The organism is Oceanobacter sp. 1_MG-2023, assembly GCF_030689025.1.
Classification (GTDB): Bacteria; Pseudomonadota; Gammaproteobacteria; order Pseudomonadales; family Oceanobacteraceae; genus Oceanobacter.
Genome location: NZ_JAUYWA010000005.1, coordinates 1 through 26,755, shown reverse-complemented (window position 1 = coordinate 26,755; position 26,755 = coordinate 1). Strand labels below are relative to the sequence as shown.

At 55.8% G+C, this 26,755-nt stretch carries 24 protein-coding genes and 1 CRISPR repeat array; of the genes, 8 read left to right on the top strand and 16 right to left on the bottom strand.

All coding sequences use genetic code 11. The features are described 5' to 3' along the window. Positions 1 to 5: 5 nt before the first annotated feature. A complete protein-coding gene (locus tag Q8W22_RS05000; RefSeq protein WP_305451753.1) occupies positions 6 to 581 on the top strand; it encodes a HugZ family protein in 576 nt (191 codons plus the stop codon). Positions 582 to 692: 111 nt separating this feature from the next. Here Q8W22_RS05000 and Q8W22_RS04995 read toward each other — a convergent pair whose 3' ends face one another. Together Q8W22_RS04995 and Q8W22_RS04990 are read right to left on the bottom strand one after the other, a co-directional pair. Beyond that, positions 693 to 1,190, bottom strand: a complete 498-nt coding sequence (locus Q8W22_RS04995) for an ureidoglycolate lyase (RefSeq protein WP_303434142.1) — start codon at positions 1,188 to 1,190, stop codon at positions 693 to 695. 33 nt (positions 1,191 to 1,223) lie between these two features. After that, positions 1,224 to 1,946 (bottom strand): GntR family transcriptional regulator, encoded by a 723-nt coding sequence (locus Q8W22_RS04990; protein WP_303434141.1) that lies wholly within the window; start codon positions 1,944 to 1,946, stop codon positions 1,224 to 1,226. 245 nt (positions 1,947 to 2,191) lie between these two features. Between Q8W22_RS04990 and puuE the strand changes: the two genes are divergently transcribed. Continuing rightward, a complete protein-coding gene (gene puuE, locus Q8W22_RS04985) occupies positions 2,192 to 3,106 on the top strand; it encodes an allantoinase PuuE (protein ID WP_305451752.1) in 915 nt (304 codons plus the stop codon). An 11-nt stretch (positions 3,107 to 3,117) separates the two neighbouring features. Continuing rightward, complete coding sequence (gene alc / locus Q8W22_RS04980) at positions 3,118 to 4,107, top strand: allantoicase (protein ID WP_303434139.1); 990 nt, start codon at positions 3,118 to 3,120, stop codon at positions 4,105 to 4,107. Positions 4,108 to 4,179: 72 nt separating this feature from the next. On the opposite strand, the gene Q8W22_RS04975 is transcribed toward alc, so the two are convergent. The 4 genes from Q8W22_RS04975 to Q8W22_RS04960 all read right to left on the bottom strand — a co-directional run bounded on the left by Q8W22_RS04975 (position 4,180) and on the right by Q8W22_RS04960 (position 8,615). Next, positions 4,180 to 5,139, bottom strand: coding sequence for an isopenicillin N synthase family oxygenase (locus Q8W22_RS04975; RefSeq protein ID WP_303434138.1), 960 nt, complete (start codon positions 5,137 to 5,139; stop codon positions 4,180 to 4,182). Positions 5,140 to 5,286: 147 nt separating this feature from the next. After that, the gene (locus Q8W22_RS04970) at positions 5,287 to 6,378 is read right to left on the bottom strand and encodes a BMP family ABC transporter substrate-binding protein (protein ID WP_370693324.1); all 1,092 of its coding nucleotides are present in this window, start codon (positions 6,376 to 6,378) and stop codon (positions 5,287 to 5,289) included. 396 nt (positions 6,379 to 6,774) lie between these two features. Further along, entirely contained in the window at positions 6,775 to 7,122 is a 348-nt protein-coding gene (locus Q8W22_RS04965; RefSeq protein WP_303434137.1) for a cupin domain-containing protein, read from the bottom strand. A gap of 113 nt (positions 7,123 to 7,235) precedes the next feature. After that, on the bottom strand, positions 7,236 to 8,615 hold the full coding sequence (locus Q8W22_RS04960; RefSeq protein ID WP_303434136.1) for an NAD(P)-binding domain-containing protein: 1,380 nt from the start codon (positions 8,613 to 8,615) through the stop codon (positions 7,236 to 7,238). 295 nt (positions 8,616 to 8,910) lie between these two features. Between Q8W22_RS04960 and Q8W22_RS04955 the strand changes: the two genes are divergently transcribed. Beyond that, complete coding sequence (locus Q8W22_RS04955) at positions 8,911 to 9,132, top strand: hypothetical protein (protein ID WP_303434135.1); 222 nt, start codon at positions 8,911 to 8,913, stop codon at positions 9,130 to 9,132. Between the two features lie 48 nt (positions 9,133 to 9,180). Here Q8W22_RS04955 and Q8W22_RS04950 read toward each other — a convergent pair whose 3' ends face one another. Beyond that, the gene (locus tag Q8W22_RS04950) at positions 9,181 to 10,461 is read right to left on the bottom strand and encodes an FAD-binding oxidoreductase (RefSeq protein ID WP_305451751.1); all 1,281 of its coding nucleotides are present in this window, start codon (positions 10,459 to 10,461) and stop codon (positions 9,181 to 9,183) included. 300 nt (positions 10,462 to 10,761) lie between these two features. Between Q8W22_RS04950 and Q8W22_RS04945 the strand changes: the two genes are divergently transcribed. Further along, positions 10,762 to 12,222, top strand: coding sequence for an NAD-dependent succinate-semialdehyde dehydrogenase (locus Q8W22_RS04945; RefSeq protein WP_305451750.1), 1,461 nt, complete (start codon positions 10,762 to 10,764; stop codon positions 12,220 to 12,222). 200 nt (positions 12,223 to 12,422) lie between these two features. Further along, the gene (locus tag Q8W22_RS04940; protein WP_305451749.1) at positions 12,423 to 13,760 is read left to right on the top strand and encodes an aminotransferase; all 1,338 of its coding nucleotides are present in this window, start codon (positions 12,423 to 12,425) and stop codon (positions 13,758 to 13,760) included. Between the two features lie 156 nt (positions 13,761 to 13,916). Here Q8W22_RS04940 and Q8W22_RS04935 read toward each other — a convergent pair whose 3' ends face one another. From Q8W22_RS04935 to Q8W22_RS04895, 9 genes are all read right to left on the bottom strand, one after another. Then, entirely contained in the window at positions 13,917 to 14,180 is a 264-nt protein-coding gene (locus Q8W22_RS04935) for a Txe/YoeB family addiction module toxin (RefSeq protein WP_305451748.1), read from the bottom strand. Continuing rightward, a complete protein-coding gene (locus Q8W22_RS04930; protein WP_303434130.1) occupies positions 14,173 to 14,427 on the bottom strand; it encodes a type II toxin-antitoxin system Phd/YefM family antitoxin in 255 nt (84 codons plus the stop codon). The genes Q8W22_RS04935 and Q8W22_RS04930 overlap by 8 nt, the downstream gene beginning before the upstream one ends. 131 nt (positions 14,428 to 14,558) lie before the next feature. Next, positions 14,559 to 15,473, bottom strand: coding sequence for an EamA family transporter RarD (gene rarD, locus Q8W22_RS04925; RefSeq protein WP_305451747.1), 915 nt, complete (start codon positions 15,471 to 15,473; stop codon positions 14,559 to 14,561). 45 nt (positions 15,474 to 15,518) lie between these two features. Next, the gene (locus tag Q8W22_RS04920; RefSeq protein WP_305451746.1) at positions 15,519 to 16,166 is read right to left on the bottom strand and encodes a cysteine hydrolase family protein; all 648 of its coding nucleotides are present in this window, start codon (positions 16,164 to 16,166) and stop codon (positions 15,519 to 15,521) included. Between the two features lie 377 nt (positions 16,167 to 16,543). Continuing rightward, a complete protein-coding gene (locus Q8W22_RS04915; protein WP_305451745.1) occupies positions 16,544 to 17,980 on the bottom strand; it encodes a gamma-aminobutyraldehyde dehydrogenase in 1,437 nt (478 codons plus the stop codon). Between the two features lie 84 nt (positions 17,981 to 18,064). Then, the gene (locus tag Q8W22_RS04910; protein ID WP_303434125.1) at positions 18,065 to 18,874 is read right to left on the bottom strand and encodes an ABC transporter permease; all 810 of its coding nucleotides are present in this window, start codon (positions 18,872 to 18,874) and stop codon (positions 18,065 to 18,067) included. Further along, on the bottom strand, positions 18,864 to 19,832 hold the full coding sequence (locus tag Q8W22_RS04905) for an ABC transporter permease (RefSeq protein WP_305451744.1): 969 nt from the start codon (positions 19,830 to 19,832) through the stop codon (positions 18,864 to 18,866). Before Q8W22_RS04905 ends, Q8W22_RS04910 begins: the two co-directional genes overlap by 11 nt. A 1-nt stretch (position 19,833) precedes the next feature. Beyond that, complete coding sequence (locus Q8W22_RS04900; protein WP_305414624.1) at positions 19,834 to 20,883, bottom strand: ABC transporter ATP-binding protein; 1,050 nt, start codon at positions 20,881 to 20,883, stop codon at positions 19,834 to 19,836. Positions 20,884 to 20,970: 87 nt separating this feature from the next. Beyond that, positions 20,971 to 22,104, bottom strand: coding sequence for an ABC transporter substrate-binding protein (locus Q8W22_RS04895; protein WP_305451743.1), 1,134 nt, complete (start codon positions 22,102 to 22,104; stop codon positions 20,971 to 20,973). 432 nt (positions 22,105 to 22,536) lie between these two features. On the opposite strand from Q8W22_RS04895, the gene Q8W22_RS04890 reads away from it, so the two are divergent. Both Q8W22_RS04890 and Q8W22_RS04885 read left to right on the top strand, forming a co-directional pair. Then, on the top strand, positions 22,537 to 23,454 hold the full coding sequence (locus Q8W22_RS04890; protein ID WP_303434122.1) for a LysR family transcriptional regulator: 918 nt from the start codon (positions 22,537 to 22,539) through the stop codon (positions 23,452 to 23,454). 21 nt (positions 23,455 to 23,475) lie between these two features. Then, positions 23,476 to 24,921 carry a gamma-aminobutyraldehyde dehydrogenase gene (locus Q8W22_RS04885; protein ID WP_305451742.1) on the top strand — a complete coding sequence of 482 codons (1,446 nt, stop codon included), beginning with the start codon at positions 23,476 to 23,478 and terminating at the stop codon, positions 24,919 to 24,921. Between the two features lie 110 nt (positions 24,922 to 25,031). Continuing rightward, positions 25,032 to 26,706: a CRISPR direct-repeat array (repeat unit 28 nt; unit sequence GAAACACCCCCACGGGCGTGGGGACGAC). Between the last annotated feature and the right edge of the window lie 49 nt (positions 26,707 to 26,755).

The window sequence follows — 26,755 nt, the reverse complement described above, 5'->3', positions numbered from 1 at the left end:
GCACAATGAACAACAATAATCCCACCGCGGCTAACCCGGAAGACTCTGGGGAAGAAACGCTGGTGTCAATCAGCGACGATTTCCACGCCTTTATCGCCGGTTTTAACAGCCTGACCCTGGCGACGGTTAACGCCAGCGGCGAGCCGGAAACCAGTTATGCGCCGTTTATCCAGCAGGACGGCTGTTTTTACGTCTTTCTGTCCGAGTTGGCCAGCCACACCCGGAATCTGCAAGCCAACCCGAACGTCGGTCTGTTCTGGATCGAGCCGGAAGAGCGCGCCCGTAATATCTTTGCCCGTACCCGGGCCACGGTATATGCCTGTGCCGAGGTGGTGGAACAGGCTGATCGTGGGGATGCTGACCTTGCCTCCAGTGAGCGGAACATCATTCTGGATGCCATGGCGCAACATCTCGGCCCGACCTTGCAGGTGTTACGCGGATTGGGAGACTTTCATCTGTTCCGGCTGATGCCGCAGCATGGAAGTTATATCACTGGCTTTGCCAAGGCCTATCGACTGGAGGGCGAAGGATTACGGCAAGTGGTGCATCAGGGCAAGCCCCGTGTGGATAAACAAGGGTGATTGGGCAGGTTGGATCAGTACCGTGTTCCAGTGTTGGAAGACATCTGGTGCTGCTCCAGCTGTTTGTTTTACCCGGCTGGCTACTGGTTACCTGGCGCAAACACACTGCGGTTATGCAATTTCACCGCGGATATCGTCGGCAAAATAATGCAGGTCGCAGTTTTTCTCCTCGCCGCCACGGTCAATAATCAGAAATTGCTGATTTTCTTTTTCCACCAGTAATGGAAAGTGCCAGACCCCGCGATGAAAATTCACCCCCTGAGCCCCATTGGTTCTAAACAGCGTCAGGTTGTCGGGATGGGGTGGCTCTCCCGCAGGTGCCACCAGGACCAGAAACGGCGTTTGACACAGCGGAATAAAAGCCTGGCTGGAGAGTGGGTGGCGTTCCATCATATCCACTGCAATCGGTCGTGGTCGGGGCCGCGCCCGGAAGATACTCACCAACGGTTTGCCCTGTTGCTCGGTCAGATCGAGATCTGCGAGGTTATGAAAACGGTCGGCATACCCATCGTTAATAGCAAAATGGTCGCGATCGGCGGTTTCAATCACATCACCAAAGGCCTGGAAGGCTGCTCGGGTGAGGGGGATCGGCTCAAGTGTGACGGGCATGGCAATTCCTCTGGCTAGGGGCAGGTGAATACGTCAGCTGGTCTGGCTGGCAAATATCCGGTGCAGGTCTGGGGTGCTCAGATCGCGGCTTAACTGCAACTTGAGCTGAATATGTTCCATATGATGATTCATCAGCTGGATAGCCTCGGCAGTCTGACCGGACTCAATGGCATCTACTAATGACATATGTTCTTCGTATGAGCAATGGCGGTGCTGGTGTGGTGATTCGTAGGTGGCAATGATCAGAGAGGTTTGTGATACCAGGCGCGACAGGAATCCGGCCAGTGCCTGATTGTTGGCCATCTCGGCCAACAACAGGTGAAACTCCCCAGACAACCGCAGGCCGTTGCCTTTGTCGCCGGTTTCAAAGGCACGTTGTTCCCGTGCTATCAGCTTGCGCAGCTGTTTAATCCCTTTGCTTTTGGCCGGGGATGGCGGGATGGCCAACACCAGTTTCAAGACCGCTTCTTCGACCAGTTGGCGGGCCACCAGGGTGTCGTTAGCCTGTTCGGGGGTCGGGCTGGCAACGGTCGCCCCTTTGTTCGGAATCAGCTCAATCACGCCGTCTTGTGCCAGTCGGGCCAGGGCGCGGCGGATAATCGTGCGGCTGACGCTGAATACCTCGGCCAGTGCTGCTTCGTTCAGCTTGGTGCCAGGCAGCAAACGTTGTTCGAGGATGGCTTCAAAGATGGATTGGTAAATCCGGGCATCCTGTACCCCGCGGTGGCTGGTCTGAGGCTGTTGTTCGGTGATCATGAGATGTTTTGAATTCCACTGCTGGCAAATCGCTGAGACTGGATACTAACATTTCAATAAATTGTATACAAAGATGATGGATTATAAACCAGTTATTGGCTTTTTTAGAGCAGTTTTTTGATTCTATAGTGTTTATTTACGGCTAATTAAGCTAGTCTTGATGAAAATATTGTATACAATATTTTTGATTAATGTGTTCAGTTTACACCTGTCGCAGCCACCGGCGGCGGCACTCAGGAGGCATCATGAATTCGGATTATCCCCGCGACCTGATCGGTTATGGCGACCAGCCACCCCATCCACAGTGGCCCAACAAGGCCCGCCTGGCGTTGTCGTTTGTGCTCAACTACGAAGAAGGTGGCGAGCGCTGTGTCTTGCATGGCGATAAAGAGTCCGAAGCCTTTCTGTCGGAAATGCCCGGTGCCCAGGCGTTAGCCGGGGTGCGACACATGAGCATGGAATCGATCTATGAATACGGCAGCCGGGCCGGTGTCTGGCGGGTATTGAAACTGTTTGAACAGAATAATATTCCGCTGACGATTTTTGCCGTGGCGATGGCCGCTGAGCGTCACCCTGAAGTCATCAAGGCGATGGTGGCAGCCGGTCATGAGATTTGTAGCCATGGTTACCGCTGGATCGATTATCAGTACATGGACAAGACCGAAGAGGCCGAGCACCTGCAAAAAGCCATCGAGATTCTGACCAATATTACCGGCGAACGGCCGTTAGGTTGGTACACCGGGCGTACCGGCCCCAACAGCCGCGACGTCGTGATGGAAGAAGGTGGCTTTCTGTACGACTCCGACGCGTACGACGACGACCTGCCGTATTGGGTCGATGGCCCGGAAAAACCGCATCTGGTGATTCCTTACACCCTCGACAGTAACGATATGCGGTTTGCCACTCCACAAGGATTTAACTGCGGAGAGCAGTTTTATCAGTACCTGAAAGACAGCTTTGATGTGCTGTACGCCGAAGGCGAAAGCGCACCCAAAATGCTGTCGATCGGATTGCACTGCCGCCTGATTGGCCGACCTGGCCGATTGGCATCGCTGCAGCGTTTTATTGAATACGCCAGCAGCCACGAAGACGTCTGGTTCTGCCGTCGGGTCGATATCGCCCGGCATTGGCATGAACACTTCCCTCCCCATTCCAAGTAGGCCCCAACAGCATGAATACAGAACAACTGCGTCAATACGTTAACCTCGCCAGCGCCCGCCTGGGTGCCAAAGTAATCGCCGTGACCGACGATTGGTTTGCCGCCGCCGATCGGATGCTGAACCCGGAAGAGCCGGTCTGGCAGGAAGGTGTCTATGACGACAACGGCAAATGGATGGACGGCTGGGAGTCACGCCGGAAACGCGGGCCGGGTTATGACCATGCGGTTGTGCGCCTGGGGGTGGCGGGCGTGATCAAGGCGGTGGATATCGATACCCGTTACTTTACCGGCAACTATCCGCCGTCGGCGTCTTTGGAGGGTTGTTTTTGTCCCGAAGGGGACCCGAATAACGATACGGTCTGGCAAGAGGTGCTGCCGTCGGTGTCATTGCAGGGCAACAGCCAGCATGTGCACCCGATTGCGTCCGACCAACCCTGGACGCATTTGCGCCTGAATATCTTTCCTGATGGTGGTGTGGCGCGTTTGAAGGTTTACGGTGTGCCGTACCGGGACTGGTCGACCCAGTCTGCGGATGAATCGATCGATCTTGCTGCAGCTCTTAACGGAGGGCGGGCGCTAGCGTGTAATGACCAGCACTTTGGCCATATGAGCAATCTGATTGCACCGGGCCGTGGTATCAATATGGGGGATGGCTGGGAAACGGCTCGTCGCCGTACTCCGGGTTTTGACTGGGTGATTCTGGCCCTGGGCCACAAGGGTACAATCGAGGAATTGATCATCGATACCCTGCACTTCAAGGGTAACTACCCGGATAGCTGCTCGATTCAGGCTGCCTGTGTCACCGGTGGTTCTGATGACCAGATCGAAGCACAAAGCCTGTACTGGCAGGAGCTGTTGCCATCGCAGAAATTGCAGATGAACCAGGAACATACGTTCAAGGAACAGTTGCAGGGGCTGGGAGCCGTGACACATATCCGGGTCAATATCTTCCCGGATGGTGGCATCAGCCGCGTGCGGGCATTCGGTAAAATCAGTCAGTAATAACGTCGTCAATCCCGCCCGCAAGACGTATCCACCCGGATAACTGCTCCGGGCGGATACGGGCGGACGGACTCAGCTTTCTTCCGCTCGATAGGCGTAGGTGCTGTTGAAGCAATAAATCATCCAGTCTCCGGCAGAAATCGGCTCGTATTTGGGCGTTTCGCCTTCGCTGCAGCAGTTTGGCAGGCAGCTGACGTCGGTATCAAAATCCGGTTCAACAAAAAACGGCATGGAATAACGCTCGGCTCCGGATGGACTGTATACCCGGTGTGGCGTCGATTTGTAACGGTCGTTACTCCAGCGCGCCATCATATTGCCGATGTTGATCACAAAGGTATCTGCAATCGGTGGGGCATCAACCCAGTGGCCGTTGACGTCCTGCACCTGTAAGCCGCCAATCTCATCTTGCCAAAGAATGGTAATACAGCCGTAGTCGCTGTGGGCGCCTGCGCCCATGGCTGCTTGTGCTGTCGTGTCTGGCCGTTCAGGGTAGTGTAAAAAACGCAGCACGCTGAGCGGGTGGTCGAACTTGTCGTCGAAAAACGTTTCATCCAGCTCCAGTGCGATGGCGAGGGCACTGAGAATATTTTTGCCCAGCGCCAGCATATCCCAGTAATGAGCTTCCATTTTGGCCTGAAAACCTTCAATGGCATCCGGGTATTGGTTGGGGCCATACAAGGGGCGTTCCGGGCCGATCAGGGGATGATCGGCGGGCAGGTTGAGGCCCATATCAAAGGATTCTTTCCAGTCGCCGGGATGGCTTGGATCAAGCTGTTCGGCGGCGGTTTCGCCATAACCACGGTGGTTGGCGGACAAGCGAATATTGATCTTGAGTTTTTCTGCGGCGGGGAGAGCGAAGAATTCTTCCGCCAGTTGGCGCATGTCAGCCATACGTTCACGGCTGATGGGGTGGCCGGTGATATAGAAAAAACCGCTGTGCTGGCAGGCATGGTCGATGGCGTTGGCAACCTGTACCTTGCCGTCATGGTCTTGCTGGTACAGAGGGGAGATATCAATCAGGGGAATATTCATAAGCGGAGATCCAATAAAAAAACCTGTCCGCCTCTTGTCTGGTGATAAGAGAGGACAGGTAATACCAGCTAACCGAGCGGTATTCTTTGCGGTTGGGCCTGACCGGCCATCATGGTGAAGGTGTCATGATGGCCGTTACCCGGTGTATTACTTCGGAATGTCGGCTTTGATGCCTTCAACATACCAGTTCATTTTTTCCAGATCGGCGAAGGTCATTTTGGTACCAGCCGGTACTTTCAATTCGCCCTTGTTGTCTTTCAGAGGGCCAGTGAAAGGATAAACACTGCCATCCTTGATGCCTGCGATCAGTTCTTCAGCATGAGTGACGACATCGGCAGGAATGCTTTTGTTGAAGCCAGGTACCACAATCGCGCCTTCTTTCATGCCTTCGACGTGGGCAGAAGCTGTCCAGGTGCCATCCATAACGGCTTTAACGGTATTGATGTAGTGCGGGCCCCATTCGTCAACGACCGACATCAGGTGAGCCTTAGGTCCAAACGAGGACATATCGGATGCCTGGCCAACGGCGTATTTGCCGCGACGTTCAGCAGCCTGCATGGCGGCAGGTGAATCGGTGTGCTGCAGAATGACATCCACACCCTGGTCCATCATGGCGTTGGCAGCATCCGCTTCTTTACCCGGATCGAACCAGCTGTTGACCCAGATGATTTTCAACTCGGCTTCCGGGTTGTATTTGCTCAGTGCGAGTTGCACGGTATTGATATCACGGATGACTTCCGGAATCGGGAACGAGGCAATGTAGCCGACCTTGTTGGACTTGGTGACCTGGGATGCCACGTAGCCAGCAATGTAACGGCCTTCGTAAGTGGTGGAAACGTAAGTGCCCATGTTTTTGGACGTTTTGTAACCGGTAGCGTGTTCAAACTTTACTTTGGGAAATTGTTTGGCGACTTTGAGGGTCGGGTTCATAAAGCCGAACGAGGTGGTGAAGATCAGGTCATGGCCGGTTTTGGCGAGGTTGCGAATCACACGCTCGGCGTCCGCACCTTCGGCTACGTTTTCAACGTAAGTGGTTTCAACCTTGTCACCATAATACTCTTCAACCGACAGGCGGCCCTGATCGTGCTGATAAGACCAGCCGTGGTCGCCGATTGGGCCGACATACACAAAACCAACCTTAAACGGATCAGCTGCCATCGCGGCGGGAATAGAAAGAGCAGCCATCAGGGTTCCGGCGGCCAGACCGCTGATCAGCTTGTGAAATTGACGTCGTTTCATCCGTCCTTCTCCTGTAGTGGCAAGTGACATTGCCGGTTTAAAAAAATTGACCGTTTGGACAGTATTTTAGATAAGCAAAATTCTGACCAACTGAGAGAGATAACCCGGTTTTATTTTATTCCCCGGTATTATGGGCGTTTGAGTGTGGAATATCAGGTCGTTCGGGATGCAAAAGCGCCAGGGTGGAACCGGGTTCGGTCGAGCATGCTTGGCAGTGGTGCATGGGGTTATTGATCAGGCACTCAAATGTAGCAGAGACGATCCGAGGGTGGGAAGAGGCAGGGAATAATCAGGCAAGAGGCAGGCAAGAGACAGGAAAGCGGGATGGGCTGGCGATCCCCGCTAATCCATATCGGGCCAGAGGGCCGGATTGGCGGGGATACGTACGGTGGGGCGTTACTTCAGTTTGATGGTGAAGTGCTTCTTGATCGGCTCAATGATTTTCCAATGGCCTTTGAAGTTGGCCTCCAGAGTCACGGCATCACCAGCGCCGATTTCAACCGCTTCACCGCCATCCGGGGTGATGATGGCCTTGCCTTCAATGACGTGGATAAATTCCCAGCCAGCGTATTCAGCGTAATAGGTGCCCGGGGTGGCTTCCCACCAACCGGCGATCATGGATTCATCCGGGGAGGTGTATTCAATCCAGGTTTTCATGGTGGGATTGCCTTCGACCTTGGACCAACCGGCCAGGTCGTCGGTGATTACCTCAACGGAAGGTGCAGGAATCTTGGTAACAGTCATGGTATGGGCCTCGATGGAATCTGACAAAGATGCGCATGGCGCGCAGGGATAGAACAAACGGCTTGGGCAAATCCTCTCTGCCACCGTGGTGCCAGAGAGGGCAAGCTGAGGAATTATTCTCCAGCGGCGCGCTTGATTTCTTCGGGCTTGGGTTCGTCGTTGAGGTAAGCCTCAAGGGAGTCGTCCAGGGCATACAACCACGGCGTGTGGTGAGCCGGAGACGGCGTACCGGTCATTACTGACGGGAAGGAATAATCACGGAAGGTCATGATGTCTTGCTTCTTGTGTTTCTTCCAGATCAGGAACGTCTCGTTCACCGCCGGAATATCAAAGCTCGGGTAATCGGTATCGTCGATCAGATCCTGAATATAGGCACCCTGGAACTCGTAGTTTTCCTTGTCGGTTTCCAGCTTGAGCTCGTTTTCACGCCACTGGGCACTGTGTGCTTCCATCTCTGCTTTCGATGGTAAAGGAATACGGCCCATGATGACGTCACGGGTGTACCAGGCCTGGGCATCAAACATATTGAAGCTGTACCACTGGTCTTGCATGCCGAGGTAGAACAACTTGGTGTTTTCTTCCCAGACGACGCCTTTGTAGAGACCCAGAGGCCACAGGCGGTTGTTGGTTTTCAGGCGCAGCTCTTCTGGCAGGAACGGGAACGAGTGCAGGTAACCGGTACACAGAATAATGGCATCGACCTGTTTGCTGCTGCCATCAGAAAAGAACACGGTGTTGCCTTCAACGTGGGTCATGGCCGGTTTTTCTTCCCAGTTGGCTGGCCATTTGTAACCCATCGGCGCACTGCGGTAGCAGGAAGTAATAGAGCGAGCGCCGTATTTGTAACACTGGGAACCGATGTCTTCAGCAGAGTAGCTGGAGCCAACAACAAGGATGTCCTTGTCTTTGAATTCCAGTGCATCACGGAAGTCATGAGCGTGCAGAATACGGCCGCCAAAACTTTCGAAGCCTGGATATTCCGGTACAAATGGGGTTGAGAAGTGACCGCTGGCCACTACCACAAAGTCAAAAACTTCTTCGTATACGGTGTCGTTATTGTGGTCGTGAACCGAGACAGTGAAGTTGTCGTCGGCTTTGTTGTATTCAATATGACGAACCGGGGAGTTGAAACGGATGTACTTGCGGACATCGGCTTTTTCCACTCGACCCTTGATGTAGTCCCACAGCACTTCACGTGGTGGGTAGGAGGCAATGGGTTTGCCAAAGTGTTCATCAAAGCTGTAGTCGGCAAATTCCAGTGCTTCTTTCGGGCCATTGGACCACAGATAGCGGTACATGGAGCTGGGCACGGGTTCGCCGTTCTCATCCAGACCGGTGCGCCAGGTGTAGTTCCACTGGCCGCCCCAGTCGGATTGTTTTTCGAAACAAACCAGTTCAGGGATGTCGGCACCTTTGGACTGGGCGGACTGAAAGGCTCGGAGTTGGGCCAGGCCGCTTGGGCCAGCGCCAATAATCGCAACGCGTTGAGTCATGTCTTTTCTCCTGCTACAGAAAAATTATTGTGGGGAAAAATTTATGACGATTGATGCATCAGGGGTATTCCCCCGTGAGGGTACGCAAAAGGGGTTAGGTCAGGGTTAGGTTGGGGTAAGTGACGGGCAAAAGTCGCCGTTTTGCTGTTGTAGTTGCTGATGATATTGCCTTAGTATTTTGGGCGTATTGTTATTAACAGGCGTTCAGGGTAGCAGACTGACCGTGCCAGGTAACGTCTGCAGCGGCAATACGGGTAGCCGCAGACATGACAATGGATTTGAAGAGGTATGTTGTATGAGCGATAAAATGAGTGAACCGGCACTGTATGCGTTCAAGATAGCCTTTACCTATATGCCAAAAGCCATAGAGGTTACAAAGTATGAATACGGCGATCGCTACCAGATAGTGCTGGATCAAATCGCGGCTGTCAGGGAGATATTGCTGGAAAACGGAGTGGATCCAGACGAAGTGGATGGGGAAATCAATCCGGACTCTGCGCCTAATTCAAGTTATTAAGCATCACCCGCCCACTGCCGCTTAATGGGCGGCAGTGGTTTGGAGTCGCTAGATCCCCAGTTTGTCTCGCATGTCGTAATAAAAGGCACCCATGGCAGTGTAAGGAATACGCATCAGACGGCCGCCCGGGAACGGGTATTGCGGCAAGCTGGCCATCACATCAAAACGTTCTGCCTGACCCTGAATCGCACTGGCGATCAATTCTCCGGCAAGGTGTGTCGAGGTAACGCCATGGCCGCTGTAGCCTTGAGCGTAGTAGACATTGTCGCCAATTCGACCAAATTGCGGCAACCGCATCAGCGTCAACAGGAAGTTACCGGTCCAGGCATAGTCAATCTTGACGTCTTTCAGCATCGGAAAGGTTTTCAGCATTTTGGGGCGAATCAACGCTTCCACCTTGTCAGGCTCCCGCGCGCCATAGGTGACACCACCGCCATAAATCAGTCGGCCATCACCACTGAGGCGGAAATAATCCAGCAGATAATTGCAGTCTTCAACACAGTGATCCCCCGGCAACAGCTGACGCTGCAACGCCGGACTGAGTGGTGCTGTGGTAATCACCTGGGTGCCACAGGGCATGGCTTTTTGTTGCAGCTTCGGCAGCAGGCCATTGAGATAGGCATTGCCTGCCACCATCACAAAATTGGCCGTTACCTGCCCTTGTGCGGTTTTGACCACCGCCGGGTTGCCTTGCTGGACATCAATCACTGGCGAGTCTTCAAAGAGCCGGCCCCCCATTGATTCAATCGCCGCCGCCTCACCCAGCGCCAGATTCAGCGGATGAATATGGCCACCACTATGATCCAGCAAGGCCCCGGTGTAGCGCTCGGTACCAACATATTCCTGCACCTGGTGCGCATCGAGCATCTCCATCTGTTGATGACCGTGCTGCTCCCAGAGGGCTTTTTTGGCTTCCAGTTCGCGCAGTTGTTTCGGGTTGCAGGCCGCAAAAATACCGCCGTCCTTGAGATCACACTGAATATCGTACTGCTTGACCAGACGGCGAATAATCTGCCCACCCTCAAACGCCATCTTGCCCATGGCATTGGCCGTTTTCTGGCCGTAATGCTGGGCAATAAAATCCATGTCGCGGCTATAGCTGTGAACAATCTGGCCGCCGTTACGACCGGAGGCCCCAAAGCCGATACGGCTGGCTTCCAGAACCACAACGGAAAAGCCGCGCTCAGCCAGATGTAACGCTGTCGACAGGCCGGTGTAACCCGCACCAATGACGCAGACATCAGCGGTGATATGGTCATGCAGGGCTGGACGTTGCGGCTGTGGATTGGCCGAGGCAGCATAATATGAAGAAGGATAGGTGGCTGTCATCGTAGGTCTCTCTGGGGCGGATTGAGGGGCTGGCCCGATGCTCCCAAGATAGGGCGACGGCTGTCTGGTCGCCATACCCACCGGGGGATATATCCTGCTGTTAGCCAGAGTGATTTGATAGCACCACAGGCATGGGCCGGAGCTTTCAGAGCGGTCTGGTTTGCGGCTCAGCTTCTGGCCGGACTCCCCAGCGACGATAATACGTAAGGTTTTATCAACATAAGCGATGATCTGGCTGTATTTATTGGCAGATTTCTGCACGCTATAACAACGTAAAGTCGAATAACAGGTCGAGAAACTATGAATGTGTTACTCCAAAACAGCCTGCTGGTAAAAACACAGGGACTGATTAATGGCGCATGGGTCGATGCCGACCAGCACACCACGCTGGTGGTCGATAATCCGGCAACCGGTGACGCGCTGGTCTCGGTAGCGGATATGGGCGCGGCAGAAACCTGCCGCGCCATTGATGCAGCTCATACCGCTTTACCCGGCTGGTCGGCCACCAGTGCCACCAAACGCAGCCGGATTCTGGAAGCCTGGTACGACCTGGTGGTTCAGCATGTGGATGAACTGGCGTCGATCCTGACTGCAGAACAAGGCAAACCGCTGGCAGAAGCCAAGGGCGAGGTGCTTTATGGTGCTTCCTATATCAAGTGGTTCGCAGAAGAAGCACGACGTATTTATGGTGATGTGATTCCGGCGGCACAAGCCGATCGCCGCAATATCGTGATCAAGCAACCGGTGGGGGTTGTGGCCGCCATTACACCGTGGAATTTCCCCAGCGCCATGCTGGCACGCAAAATGGCTCCGGCCTTGGCCGCGGGTTGTACCATCGTCTGCAAACCGGCAGCGGAAACCCCGCTGTCGGCATTGGCGCTGGGCGTGCTGGCGCAACAGGCCGGCGTCCCGGCCGGGGTGATCAATATGGTTGTCGGCTCCGATGCCCCCGCCATTGGGAACGAACTGACCAGTAGCCCTCTGGTGCGCAAGGTAACCTTTACCGGCTCAACCCCGGTGGGCAAGCTGCTGATGAAACAATGCGCCGATACCGTCAAGCGCACTTCCATGGAGCTGGGGGGTAATGCCCCTATTATCATCTTTGATGATGCCGATCTGGATCAGGCCATTAACGGCGCATTGATTTCCAAATTCCGCAATTCCGGTCAGACCTGCATCTGTTCCAATCGCCTGTTGGTACAGTCCGGTATTTACGACCGTTTTATCGAACGTCTGTCAGAGGCCGTGAGTGAATTCCGTCTGGGTGCCGGTCAGGATAGCAATACCACCCATGGCCCGTTGATTACCGACAAGGCCGCCCAGGGGGTGGATGAAAAAGTCAAAGACGCCGTTGCCCAAGGGGCACGGGTAGTGATTGGAGGTGCGCCTGCGGAGCAGGGAAGCCGCTTCTATCAACCGACCATTCTGGCCGATGCCACGCCGGATATGCGTGTTTTCCGCGAAGAAATCTTTGGCCCGGTTGCCCCCGTCTTCCGCTTTGAAACCGATGACGAAGCGATTGCATTGGCCAACAGCACCGAATATGGCCTGGCAGCGTATGTGTTTACCCAGAACCTGAGCCGTATCTGGCGGGTTTCAGAAGCCATTGATTTTGGCATGGTCGGTGTCAACGAAACCGCCATCAGCTCAGAAGCCATTCCTTTTGGCGGCGTGAAAGAATCCGGTCAGGGCCGCGAAGGCTCGAAATATGGGCTGGATGATTATCTCGAAACCAAACTGATCTGCCTCGGCGGGCTGTAACAGCGGATTGAAGACCCGATTGGCGACGGTTATCCAGCCGTCGCCATACCGGCGCTGGATCAGCACCAACACTGACCCGGTTATCCAACCAGGCGCAATAAACCAGGCACAACAATATACCAGCGGACGAGCCCTGCCGCAGAACTCGCCCTTATTACCCATCCATCCCGCCAAGCCGGGTGACGAATATCGAGGTTGCTATGTCTCACATGATTTACCCCACCACCAACTTCGCCGCTACCGAAACGATGAACATCGCTCGGGGTGACGGTATCTACGTGTACGACGACCAGGGCAAGCAATACCTCGAAGGTATGTCGGGATTGTGGTGCGCTTCACTGGGTTACAATAATGCCGAACTGATCGAAGCCGCTGCCAAACAGATGGAAACCCTGTCGTTTGCCCATATGTTCAGCGGCAAAACCCACGATGTCGGCATGCAGCTGGCAGACACACTGACCGCCATGGTGCCGGTCGACAATGCCCGCGTCTTTTTTGGCAGCTCCGGTTCCGATGCCAACGACACCCAGATCAAGCTGCTGCGTTACTACTTTGCTGCCATCGGCAAGCCGGAAAAACGCAAGATCATCGCCCGTGAACGTTCTTACCATGGTGTCACCGTTGCGGCCGCCTGTCTGACCGGGTTGCCCATCAACCAGGCCAACTTTGACCTGCCGGTCGAGGCCATGGGGATTCTGCGCACCGATGCACCGCATTACCTGCGCGGCAAGCTGGACGGCGAAAGCGAAAGCCAGTTTGTTGACCGTATAGTCGCCAATCTGGAAGCCATGATTGTGCGTGAAGGCCCGGAAACCATCGCTGCCTTTATTGCTGAACCGATTACCGGTGCCTCCGGCGTGATCGTACCGCCTGCCGGTTATTATGAAAAAGTACAGGCCACCCTGAACAAATACGACATCCTGTTCTGGGCCGACGAAGTGATCACCGGCTTTGGCCGTACCGGCAACGACTTTGGCTCCACCACCATGGGCATCAAGCCCGATATGATGAGCTTTGCCAAACAGCTGTCATCTGCTTATGTGCCGATTTCAGCTTCCGTGATCCGGGGTGATATGTACGAAGCCATGATCGACCCTTGCAACAAGCTGGGCGTATTTGGCCATGGCTACACCTATTCCGCCCACCCGCTGGCCTGTGCCGTGGCATTAAAAACCCTGGAAATCTATCAGCGCGACAACCTCTTTGCCAAAGCCGCAGCCACCGGTGACTACCTGCAAACCCGGCTGCGTGAATTCAACGACCACCCGTTAGTGGGCGAAGTGCGTGGTACCGGCATGATCGCTGCCATTGAAATGGTGGCGGACAAGGAAACCAAGGCTGCTTTCCCGGATGGCAAGGTTGGTTACTTTGGAGCTAACGCCTGTCAGGAGCATGGGTTGATCAGTCGCCCGGTGGCAGGGTCATCACTGGCGCTGTGTCCGCCACTGATCACGACCGAAGCCCAGATCGACGAAATCATCGACAAAATGGGCCGGGCTCTGGACGACACGCTGGCGTTTGTACAAAAACAGGGCTGAATCGTTCATCGATTCCCTTGCCTGGTTGCCAATGCTCCGGCATCTGGCAGAAGCATTTGCCTCCGCTTGCGGGGGCTTTTTTGTGGCTGCGTGGGGTATCCTGCGAAGCAGCCCACGTGTTTGTGTCCCCAACATTTGATTGTTAGCTGCCACTTATTAGTAATGGTAGCGACACGAGATAACAATAATTGCCGTATCATCCACGGCGTATACCAAACGATTGGTATCATCTATTCTGCGAGACCAGAAGCCTGAAAGGTTTTCTTTAAGGGCTTCCGGTTTTCCAATTCCATCAAACGGAGAAAGCTGAACATCGGTAATTAAGGTATTGATGCGTTTCAAGGTTTTCTTGTCTTGAGTCTGCCAATAAACGTAACTATTCCAGGCTTCATCAGTCCATGATAATAACCTGTCACTCATCAATAAGATCTCGCTGAGTCGTTTTACCCGTTTTAAACTGCGTAATTGAACGATTTAAGTGTTCGGCGTTCGCTGGTGAGCGAAGTAAATGTACAGTTTCCATAAGGCTGTTGTAGTAATCCAATGACATTACAACAGCATCTTCAGAGTCACGACGAGTGATTACAGTCGTATCCGCATCGTTAATAACATTGTCCAAGACGGCTTTTAGACCATTTCGGGCTTCAGTAAAAGAGACAATTCTCATTTTGTATCTCACTTGTACAGGATATAGCACAAGTCTAGCTTGAAGATAAATACATGTACAGAATGTTGTGCATGACTCCGTCTTGGCAGTTCACGCCCTCAGTCCGCGCGGCTTTGTAAAGATCCAGCTTTTCAGAAACGAGGTAGTGCAGGCCGTGGCTGTCGGCCCAGCTGCCGGACACCATGAAGCACCAGCACCAGCACCAGCAACAGCACCGCCAGCCAGATAGGGACATACATCCACAGATCCGCTGCAGCAAAGGGCTCACCCAACAGCAAGGCCACCACAAACAGCAACAGCGGTTCGACATAACCCAACATACCAAACAGAGCAAAAGGCAGGCGTTGCCCGGCTCCCAGATAACAAAACAGCGCCGTACTGCTGAGTAGACCAAGCCCGATCAGTACCGGCCAGGATGACGCCTCCCGCGCCACAAAAAAATCGGCATTAAAGTCCCACATAAACAATATGATCAAGGCCGGGGGCAGCATCACCAGATGCTCGATAAAAATACCACTCAGCCCTTTCAGGGCCAGCCGTTTCCTGAGCATGAAATAGGGTGGAAAACCCAGCATTACAATCAGGGATACCGGTGAAAAGTGGCCATGCAATATCAATCCGGCCAGCACCCCGGCCAGTGCCAGAGTCACCGCCAGTGCTTGTAACGGACGGATGGTTTCGTGATACAGAAAGCGCCCGATCACCACCATAAGCAGAGGCAGCAGAAAATACCCCATCGCCAGCGCCTGACCCTCACCGTTCATCGGTGCCCAGCCAAACAGCGCGAGTTGCATTGCAATCAGGCCGCTACAGAGCAAGGTCGAGAAGCCATTGCCGGGGCGGCCAAACAAACGTCGGATATCGGTCCAAACACGCTGGCTGCTGCGGCTAAACAGCACTAGCAAAGCAAAGATCAGCAGTGAAAAAATGATCCGCCAGCCGAAGACCGACGGCCCATCCAGAGGCGATAACAACACACTGTAATACGACAGCAGGCCAAACAGCACGGAGGCCGCAATGGACAGCAGAACGCCTGTAAACAACATAAAACTCCCATGCCCGCTGTCGGCAGAGGGCGTATCAGACGTTAATCATTCGTTTTGCAGCGCGTTATGGATACGCTGCATCAGATCGACAGTATTGGTGACTTCACCAAATTCGTAGGCCATCGCCGTCAGGGCAATGCGTTGTACCTCGTCTGCCGATACCTCACCAAACCCCATATCCGGATAGGGCATGGCCGCATTGGCATCGCTTAGCGCAATCATCCGGTATTCGCGGTGAACACCATCCCGCATGGTCGTTTCACAGCAGACATTGGTCACCGTGCCGCAGACAATCAGGGTATCGATGTCTTTCATCCGCAGGATCATGTCGAGATCGGTGTTATGAAAACCACTGTAAAACAACTTGTCGACGACAATGTCACCGTCTTGTGGCTGCAGCTCATCGATCACTTCAATGGCCGGGTTGGAACGCGCAAACTGGGCATCGGCATCTGGATACAAGTCGCGGAAACGCCCGGTGTCAGAGCCATCTCCCCGCACTACATGGCGTAAATAAATTACTGGCATGGCCGCGGCACGCATGTATTCGGACAGGCGTTTGATGGGCGCAATAATGGCCCTGCTTGACGGCACAAACAAGGCACCGTCCTGCTCGCAAAAAATCTTTTGCATATCAACAATAATCAGCGCTGTGCGCCGGGGGTTAATGGCCCATTCAACTTTTTTCAACATGGTTCGCTGACCTCTTTCTATATCACTGATTACTGGTATTCGGCATTGCAGCCATGTTTACCACGACGGCGATGGCTACCATGACATGAAACGGATCAGGGTTGGCATCCGCTTTGACAGCAAGGGCGTACTAACCGGCCATCTCTGGGGGCTGATCCGCGCTGGTGATACGGTAAGGCAGGGTGTGTGGCAAGGCGGGGTGTGCAGGCGTGTTAGCAGACCGCCTGCGGGTTCTGGTGGTGGCATAATGGCGGCAGGGAAGGTGATGCCGTGACCGCGGCCGAACCTCGCATCAATCCTCCGCTGCCAGGCAGGAGTGATCGTATCGGAATGCTCGCAGGGCATCACACCGGACAACCCTGCGGATGTTGGTCAACTCAATGCTTGATCATTACATGACGGACGGTGGTGTAGTCTTCCAGGCCGTACATCGACATATCCTTGCCATAACCCGACATTTTCATGCCGCCATGGGGCATTTCGCTGGTCAGCATAAAATGGGTATTGACCCAGGTGCAGCCGTATTGCAAGCGGGCGCTGAGGCGGGCTGCACGACCGGTGTCAGCGGTCCAGAGGGATGAGGCGAGGCCGTAATCGGAGTCGTTGGCCCAGGCCAGAGCCTGGGCTTCGGTGTCGAATTCGGTGATCGAGACCACCGGGCCAAAGACTTCACGGCGGACGATTTCATCTTCCTGCCGGGCACCAACAATCAGGGTCGGCTCGTAGAAATAGCCTGCGCGATCGGCAATCTTGCCACCGGTGGCGATGGTGATATGCGGTTGTTCGCGGGCGCGATCCACAAAACCGGCCACCCGTTCGAGGTGAGCCTGGGAAACCAGCGGCCCCATTTCCGTGCCGTCTTCGTACTGGCTGCCGATTTTGATGGTGGAGACGGCCGCGGTCAGTTTATCGACCAGCTGCTGGTACACACCTTTCTGGGCGTAGATGCGACAGGCGGCGGTGCAGTCCTGTCCGGCGTTGTAGTAGCCGAAGGCCCGCAAACCTTCGACGGCGTCGTCGATATCCGCGTCATCAAAAATCAGTACCGGTGCCTTGCCACCCAGTTCCATATGGGTGCGTTTCATATCTTCGGTGCTGGATTGCACGATTTTCTGGCCGGTGGCGATCGAGCCGGTCAGCGACACCATACGCACTCCCGGGTGAGTGGTCAGCGTGGCTCCGACGCTGGCACCGCCGCCAAACACCGTGTTGACGACGCCCGCCGGGAAAATCTCCTGCATGATTTCACCCAGCTTGAGAGTGGTCAGCGGGGTTAGCTCCGATGGCTTGAGTACCACACAGTTACCGGCGGCGAGCGCGGGTGCCAGCTTCCAGGAAGCCATCATCAAGGGGTAATTCCAGGGCGCGATGGAAGCCACAACACCGAGCGGATCACGGCGAATCATGGAAGTAAAACCGGGCAGGTATTCGGCCGCTGCGGAACCACTGAGACAACGGGAGGCACCGGCAAAAAAGCGGAAGACATCCGCAACAGCCGGGATTTCGTCGTCCTGCATGGCGGCAAAGGGTTTGCCGGTGTCGTTACATTCGAGGCGGGCAAGCTCTTCGCCCATGGCTTCAATACGATCGGCCAATTGCAGCAGCAGGTAAGCGCGGTCTTTGGGCGCTTGCTGGCTCCAGCTGTCGAAAGCGTCATCAGCGGCACTGACGGCGGTGTTGACCTGGGCGTCGGTGGCTTCGGCAATCCGGCACAGTACCTCGCCAGTGGCCGGATTAAATACTTCCAGTTGCTTGCCTTCGCCAGCAATCAGTTCGCCGTTGATCAGCATTTTATTAATCATGGTAGTGGGCATGGTAGTGGGCCTCTTGGTTCAGACGATAGGTCGGACAGGTGTCAGATAAAGTGGATAGGTCAGTGCTCATGAAAGATTGCCTCGTTATTTGCCGCTACCGGCAACGTCATCGCCACCCTTGGTAAGGAGGTAAGCCAGAAAAACCGGCACCATGGTGGCGAGCATTACCATCAGGGCAACCACGTTGGTGACTGGCACATCCCGTGGTCGGGTCAGCTGGTTCAGCAGCCAGATCGGCAGAGGTTTTTCGTGACCGGCAGTAAAGGTGGTAACAATCAGTTCATCAAACGACAGCGCAAACGCCAGCATGCCCCCGGCCAGCATGGCGGTGCCCAGATTTGGCAACAGGATATAGCGAAAGGTCTGCCAGCCATCCGCGCCAAGATCCATCGAGGCTTCGATCAGGCTGCCGGAAGTGCGCCGAAAACGCGCCACCACATTGTTGTAAACAATCACCACACAAAAGGTGGCATGGCCGACAACAATGGTAAGGATACCGGGCTGGATATCCATGGCCTGGAATGCCTGCAACAGTGCCAGACCGGTGATAATACCGGGCAGGGCAATGGGCAGAATCAACATCAGGGTGATGCTGTCTTTACCGAAAAACGAACGGCGATACATGGCCGCCGCTGCCAGCGTGCCCAGCACCATGGCAATCGCAGTGGCAAGGCTGGCAATTTTCAGCGACAGGCCAATCGACTCCAGCACATCAGCCCGTCCGAAAGCGACGCTGAACCAGTGCAGGGTAAATCCCTTGGGTGGGAAGCTGAAAGCCGACTCCTCGGTGTTAAAGGCATACATCGCAATAATCACAATGGGGAAGTGCAGGAACACCAGACCGCCCCAGGCGGCGCATTTCAGCCACACACTGGCGTGTTGATCAGAGTGCATCAAAAGCTCCCATACGTTTCACAATCGACAGATAAATCGCAATCAGCACAATCGGCACCAGCGTAAACGCGGCGGCCATTGGCATGTTGCCAATCGACCCTTGTTGTACGTACACCATACTGCCAAGGAACAGGCCCGGCGGTCCCACCAGCTGCGGCACAATGTAATCCCCCAGAGTCAGAGAAAAGGTAAAGATGGAACCGGCGGCAATCCCCGGGACCGACAACGGCAGAATAACGTGGCGGAAGGTTTTGAACGGAGTAGCGCCGAGGTCGGAAGAGGCCTGCAACAGCGACGGTGGCAGGCGTTCCAGCGATGCCTGAATCGGCAGAATCATAAAAGGCAACCAGATGTAGGTGAACACCAGAAAACGCCCGAGACTGGAAGTCGATAGCGTATTGCCTCCCACACCGGGAAGCGCCAGTAGCGCATCCAGCAACGGTGTCAGACCGAGCAGATGAACAAACCACTGCGACACCCCTTCCTGTGCCAGCAGCAGCGTCCAGGCATAAGCCTTGACGATGTAACTGGTCCACATCGGCAGCATCACGGCAAGATAGAAAAAGGCCTTGATACGACCACTGGCGTAACGCGCCATATAATACGCCACCGGGAAAGCCAATATCGCACTGAATGCCGAGACCGCCAGAGCCATCAGCAGGGTACGCAGGATGATGTCGAAGTTGGCGGGATCAAACAGCCGGGCATAGTTTTCCAGCGTCAGGGTATGGTTCACCAGCATGGTGAAGTCGTCGAAGGTGTACAGCCCTTGCCATAACAGCGCCAGCAGCGAGGCAATATACACCGAGCCAAACCACAGCAGCGGCGGTAGCAGCAGTAAGGCCAGCAGCAGATTGGGGCGACGATAAAGCCGATCCGCCGCCCGATACAGCAGCCCGGATGGCGGCGTGAAAACAGGGCTGTTGTCAGCCGCTGGCAGTGACGATCTTGAAGTCATGTCAGACACTCGCGTTATCCCGCAAAGACACCATGGCCTGACGGCTCCAGCTGACCTGAACCGATTGCCCCGGCAACCGTGCGGTGTGGTTCGACAACAGGCTGTTGGCCTCGGAGGCGGCGATGCTGACACCGGGTTCCAGCTCCACTTCAATACGGGTGTTTGAGCCCTGATATTGCACGTCTTTAATCACCCCGGGCAGGTTGATGAGCTCGGTGGATGCCGTGTCCGATGGAACAGCGGAGCCGGAGTGTCTGATCGAAATATATTCCGGTCGAATCGCCAGCGCGGCGGATTTTCCCGACAATTGCTGCGCCAGTGCACCGTGCAAGACATTGGAAGAACCGACAAAACCGGCCACAAACGCCGTTTGCGGCTGGTTGTACAGGTTGCGGGGTGAATCCAGTTGCTCAATCCGGCCCTGGTTAAACACCGCCACGCGATCCGACATCGACAGCGCCTCGGTCTGGTCGTGGGTAACAAACACAAAAGTGATACCGAGCTGGCGCTGCAGCCGTTTCAGTTCCCCTTGCATTTGCTCGCGTAATTTCAGATCCAGTGCCCCCAGCGGCTCGTCCAGCAGCAGCACCCTGGGGCGATTGACCAATGCCCGGGCCAATGCAATCCGCTGACGCTGACCACCAGACAGTTGCGCCGGCTTGCGTTGGCCATACTGCCCCAGCGCCACCATATCCAGCGCTTCGGCGGCGCGATGCTGGCGCTCTTTTTTATTGACGCCCTTGACCATCAGCCCATAGGCAATGTTGTCGAGCACGTTCATATGGGGAAACAGGGCGTAGTCCTGAAACACCGTATTGACGTTACGCTGGTACGGCGGAAGCCCGGTAGCGTCGCGGCCATGAATGATGACATGGCCATCGTCCGGTTGCTCGAACCCGGCAATCAGCCGCAGGCAGGTGGTTTTGCCGGAACCCGAAGGCCCCAGCATGGAAAAAAACTCGCCTTCTGCAATTTTCAGCGAGACCTGATCAACTGCCCGGACATCGCCGAAGCAGCGGCTGGTTTGGCAAAACTCAACAGCGGTATTCATAAAATATATCGTGTCCTGTGAACGCATTGCCGGGCCAGCAGGCCCGGCAGTCAACCTGTATTCATACGGCGCTTGTACTGCGCAGACTCAGCGGCCGCCCATAATGGCGATGTAATCCCGGGTCCAGCGGCTGTAGGAAACACAGCTGCCCTGACTGCTGCAGTTGGAGGTTGGCGTTTTCCAGAAAAACACTTGGTCGAAGTTGTCCATCCCATTGGTTGTGCAACCTTCGGCACCCAGCAGTGCATTGTTATCACAGGCGGCGGGCACTGCCGGAACGGAACCAAACCAGGACGCCAGGTCACCTTGCAACTTGGGGGTGATCGACCAGTTGAGCCACTCGTAAGCACAGTTCGGATGGGCCGCATCCGTAGCCAACATAGTGGTGTCAGCCCAGCCAGTTACCCCTTCCTGCGGAAACGCCGTGGCTACCGGGGCACCTTCTGCGATCAGGATATTGGCCATAAAAGGCCAGCTGCTGGAGGCCACAACGCCTTCGTTCTTGAAATCGCTCATCTGCACGTTGTAGTCGTGCCAGTAACGATGGATCAGGCTGTGTTGCGCGCGTAATAGCTCCAGTACCGCGCTGTACTGGGTTTCGTTCAGTTCGTACGGGTCCTTGATACCCAGTTCCGGGCGGGCAGACTTCAGGTACAGCGCGGCATCGGCCAGATAGATGGCACCGTCATAGGCCTGCACCCGACCCTTGTTGGACTGGCCATCGGGCAGGGTTGTGGCTTCAAACACCACACTCCAGCTGTCCGGTGCCTGTTTGAATACATCGGTGTTGTACATCATCAGGTTGGGACCCCACTGGAAGGGCACGCCGTAGTGTTTGCCATCAAGGGTAAACCAGGGCGCGTTTTGCAGCCGTGGGTCGATACTGCTCCAGGCCTTGATCTTGCCGGTGTCGATTGGTTGTACCCGCTTGCCGTAAATCAGTCGTAACGAAGCATCACCGGATGCCGTTACCAGATCGTAACCGCCCTTGGCCATCAGGCTGACCATTTCGTCCGAGGTCGCTGCGGTTTTGACATTGACGGAACAACCGGTGGACTGCTCAAAGCCGCTGACCCAGTCATAGGCGGGGTCGGTATCGCCGCGTTCAATGTAGCCGGGCCAGGCGATAATATCGACGCGGCCTTCTCCCTGGGAGCCAGCCAGCGCAGTCAGTGCGCTGCCAGCCAACAAGGTGCTGAGTATCAGATGACGTGTTGCCATGGGGTTTTCCTCTGCCTGAACGTATGGAAGGCTTGCGCCGGTTTAGCGTCGTGTCCCGAGCGCCGCTACGGATGGCGGAAGCTGTGGAACGGGATGCAACGAGAGCCTCAGGCTAAAGCGAGGGGTTTATCTGGCTCCAATTGTTAATTAAGAAAGAAGCCTTCTGAAAAAACGATAGCTACGAAAAACTTAGCAGTGGTATATCCAAAACAGATTGTTAATACTGGCGTAAGCCCCGGTATTTACAGGAAAACCCTTGTCTGGCGCAGATGACGGACGGACGTTAGTCACCGCCATCAGGACCCGGCAGCTACCGCGGGTGTGAGTGACATTGCTAACAATGAATATATGCCAGGAAGACATGTACAGAAAATATGCCCAACACAACCATGACCGCCCTTGGACAACACCTCGCGGAGCACCTGTTTTACCATGATGAGCCTGCGCCAGATCCGATACTTTATAGCCATTGCCGAAACCGGGTCGGTATCGGCGGCGGCCCAGGCGGTGCCGATTTCCCAGTCGACCCTCACCACCGCCATCAAACAGCTGGAAGATGACCTCGGCGTCACCCTGTTTAGTCGGCACGCCAAGGGCATGGAGCTGACGCACCAGGGCCACCAGTTTTTGCGTCAGGCACATCTGGTGCTGGCATCGGTAGACAACGCCCGGCGCAGCCTGCAACAAAGTACCGAAACCGTAACCGGTGAATTGACCATCGGCGTGACCAGTCTGGTTGCCGGATATTATCTGGCTGATCTGCTGGCGCGTTTCCAGCGCATTTATCACCGCGTCAAGTTACGGGTGGTTGAAGATGACCGGGACTATATCGAGCATCTGTTAGTCAGTGGTGAGATCGATGTCGGGGTGTTGATCCTGTCGAATCTCAAATACCTCAGCGCCCTGAATACCGAAGTACTGACCTTTTCCCATTACCGTCTCTGGTTACCACCCGATCACGAACTGCTGCAGCTCGACAGTATTGGCTTCAAGGATTTACTGCATGAGCCGCTGATTCTGCTTAACGTCGATGAGATGGAACAACGTATTCGTAACCTCTGGGCGCAGGCCGACAGCAAGCCCACCGTCAGCCTGCGCAGCGCCTCGGTAGAAGCGGTGCGCAGTCTGGTATCTGCGGGTATGGGAGTGGCGCTGATGCCTGATATGACCTACCGGCCGTGGTCAGTCGAAGGTGATACCGTCGAGGCCCGTCGTATCACCGAAGTATCAGAAACCCTCGATATCGGACTGGCCTGGCGGCGCGGAGGTGCCCGTAATCCACTGATTGACCTGTTCCTGCCAGTGGCCCGGGAATCCCTGCCGGTACGCCATAACCACGCCAACAGCTGACGACCAGCCGGGAGAGAAGCCATGAATGCCAACAAGCTGCCGACCAATATCCTGATACAGGGCCAGCGTATGGCCGGAGATGGAGAGGCTGAAGCCGTCATCAACCCGCGTAGCGGTGAGTTATTGATCAACTTGCCACAGGCATCTGCCGAGCAGGTTGATGCTGCTGTAGCCGCTGCCCGTCAGGCCGCCAGGATATGGCGCCAGACCAGTCCCGGCGAACGGGCGGCCATGTTGCTGGCCATCGCCGCCGGTATCGATGCCCGCGCCACGGAACTGGTGCAACTGGAAGCGCTGAATTGTGGCAAACCCTTGCATCAGGTGGCCGAAGACGACGTACTGGCCACTGCCGATGTGTTCCGCTTTTTTGCCGCGGCGGTACGTTGCCAGTCCGCCCCGGCTGCCGGTGAATACCTGCCCGGCCACACCAGCATGATTCGCCGTGACCCGATTGGTGTGGTGGCGGCCATCGCCCCCTGGAACTACCCGCTGATGATGGCCGCCTGGAAAATTGCCCCGGTGATCGCCGCAGGCAACACCATGGTATTCAAACCGTCGGAACAAACGCCACTGACGGCGCTGGTTCTGGCCGATATTCTGGATGCGGTACTGCCGCCCGGTGTCGTCAATATAGTGTTGGGGCGCGGCGACAGCGTCGGCAGCCAGCTGATCAACCACCGACATGTCCGCATGGTATCTCTGACCGGTGATATCTCTACCGGACAAAAAGTCTTGCAGGCGGCGCGGCGCTCAATCAAACGCACGCATCTGGAACTGGGCGGCAAAGCCCCGGTGATTGTACTGGCAGACGCCAACCTCGATGCGGTGGTTGAAGGGGTGGGGCGCTATGGCTACTACAACGCCGGGCAAGACTGCACCGCCGCTTGCCATATTTACGCTGACGCCCGTATTTATCAGCCGCTGATTGCAGCACTGGCAGAGAAAGTCGCCTCGCTGACCTTTAACCAGGCCGACGACCGTTGCAATGATCTTGGCCCGCTGATCAGCCAGCGCCAGCGCAACAGCGTCGCCAGTTTTGTCGAACGGGCGCTCGAACAACCCCATATCCAGCTGCTGGCAGGTGGACAGATACCCGAAGGCCTCGGCTTTTATTACCAGCCGACCTTGCTGGCCGGTGCTCGCCACGACGATGAAATAGTCCGCCGGGAAGTCTTCGGCCCAGTGGTCTCCGTCACCTCTTGCCCAACCACACAACAAGCCATCGACTGGGCCAACGATTCCGAATACGCCCTGGCCTCATCGGTCTGGTCCGGGCATATCGGCCGCGCCATGGCCACCGCCAGTCAGCTCGAATACGGCACCACCTGGATCAATAACCACTTTATACTCCCCAGCGAAATGCCCCACGGCGGCCTGAAAAGCTCCGGTTATGGCAAAGACCTCTCCGCCAGCGCACTGGAAGAGTTTTCCGTGGCCCGCCATATCATGCTGAGTCATCGGTCGTGATGGATGGGTTGGCTACTCTGCGACAAACCGTGTGGTGACGGCAAGAGGGTTGGTATATTGGCAACACCCGGGACGACACAAACCGTGCCTGATGCCAGCGTGCATAGCTAGAAACACCCCCACGGGCGTGGGGACGACTGAAGATAGTCGCCCGTCACACTTTAGTCGATGGAAACACCCCCACGGGCGTGGGGACGACCACTAAACTGCCAAATAACCTGAGAGTTGGCGGGAAACACCCCCACGGGCGTGGGGACGACGCCGCGCCTATCGTAGCGGCGACCGATCGTTCGGAAACACCCCCACGGGCGTGGGGACGACCTGATCTGCTAACTCCAAAGCTGGCCAAGTTAAGAAACACCCCCACGGGCGTGGGGACGACATACCGATTGGCGGTGATGTTTATGCTGATCTGGAAACACCCCCACGGGCGTGGGGACGACGGTCTGTGATGGATAACGTCAAGCGCATCAATGGAAACACCCCCACGGGCGTGGGGACGACTCCATGAGCTGATAACATGAAAAAGGTACAAGAGAAACACCCCCACGGGCGTGGGGACGACGGGTATGGCATGACAGCAATCAGGCTATCTATGGAAACACCCCCACGGGCGTGGGGACGACTGAACAACACCATCAAAATTGACGACCGGGAAAGAAACACCCCCACGGGCGTGGGGACGACTTTTCTGGTTGGCGGTGGTGAGCGGGTAAATGAGAAACACCCCCACGGGCGTGGGGACGACTCGTCTTGGAAATCACACGCGCCGCGCCAGTAGGAAACACCCCCACGGGCGTGGGGACGACCTGCGCGCTCCTCTGGCGTCACCGCCTGGCCGGGAAACACCCCCACGGGCGTGGGGACGACCGGTACTTTCACGCCGCCAGAGTAGCCACCATAGAAACACCCCCACGGGCGTGGGGACGACAAGTGATTACCGGATGCGCCTCTACTGCCTATAGAAACACCCCCACGGGCGTGGGGACGACGAATTATGCCGATGCGGTACACTCTGGAATCTGGAAACACCCCCACGGGCGTGGGGACGACTTGATGCTTGACGCCCAAGTCAAGGCGCACGAGGAAACACCCCCACGGGCGTGGGGACGACGCACCGGAGGCGATCAGGTCGGCGAATAGGTTGGAAACACCCCCACGGGCGTGGGGACGACTGTCCGTGATTTCCATCTGTTCTGATGTGCTCAGAAACACCCCCACGGGCGTGGGGACGACTTCAGTCGAAATATGAGATCAATCAGGGTATAAGAAACACCCCCACGGGCGTGGGGACGACCATGGCTGTCCGACATGACCAACGAAATGGATGGAAACACCCCCACGGGCGTGGGGACGACTGAGAAAATATCAGCCCTGGAGGAGATTGAGGAGAAACACCCCCACGGGCGTGGGGACGACCTGGGTACTGCCAACTTTGCAACCGCCTGTCTGGAAACACCCCCACGGGCGTGGGGACGACACCTGATGAGCCGCGCAGACGCTCACAGGGTAAGAAACACCCCCACGGGCGTGGGGACGACATTGCCAGTCTGTACGAGTCACTTCCACGGTAAGAAACACCCCCACGGGCGTGGGGACGACGTGGTCTTGGGAAAAATGCCGAATCATGGAATAGAAACACCCCCACGGGCGTGGGGACGACTGTATGAGAGAGGCCGGGTACTACTGGGTGAGGGAAACACCCCCACGGGCGTGGGGACGACCTGAGTTCTGGGAGCAACAGCAACAGGCAGGGAGAAACACCCCCACGGGCGTGGGGACGACCTGAGTTCTGGGAGCAACAGCAACAGGCAGGGAGAAACACCCCCACGGG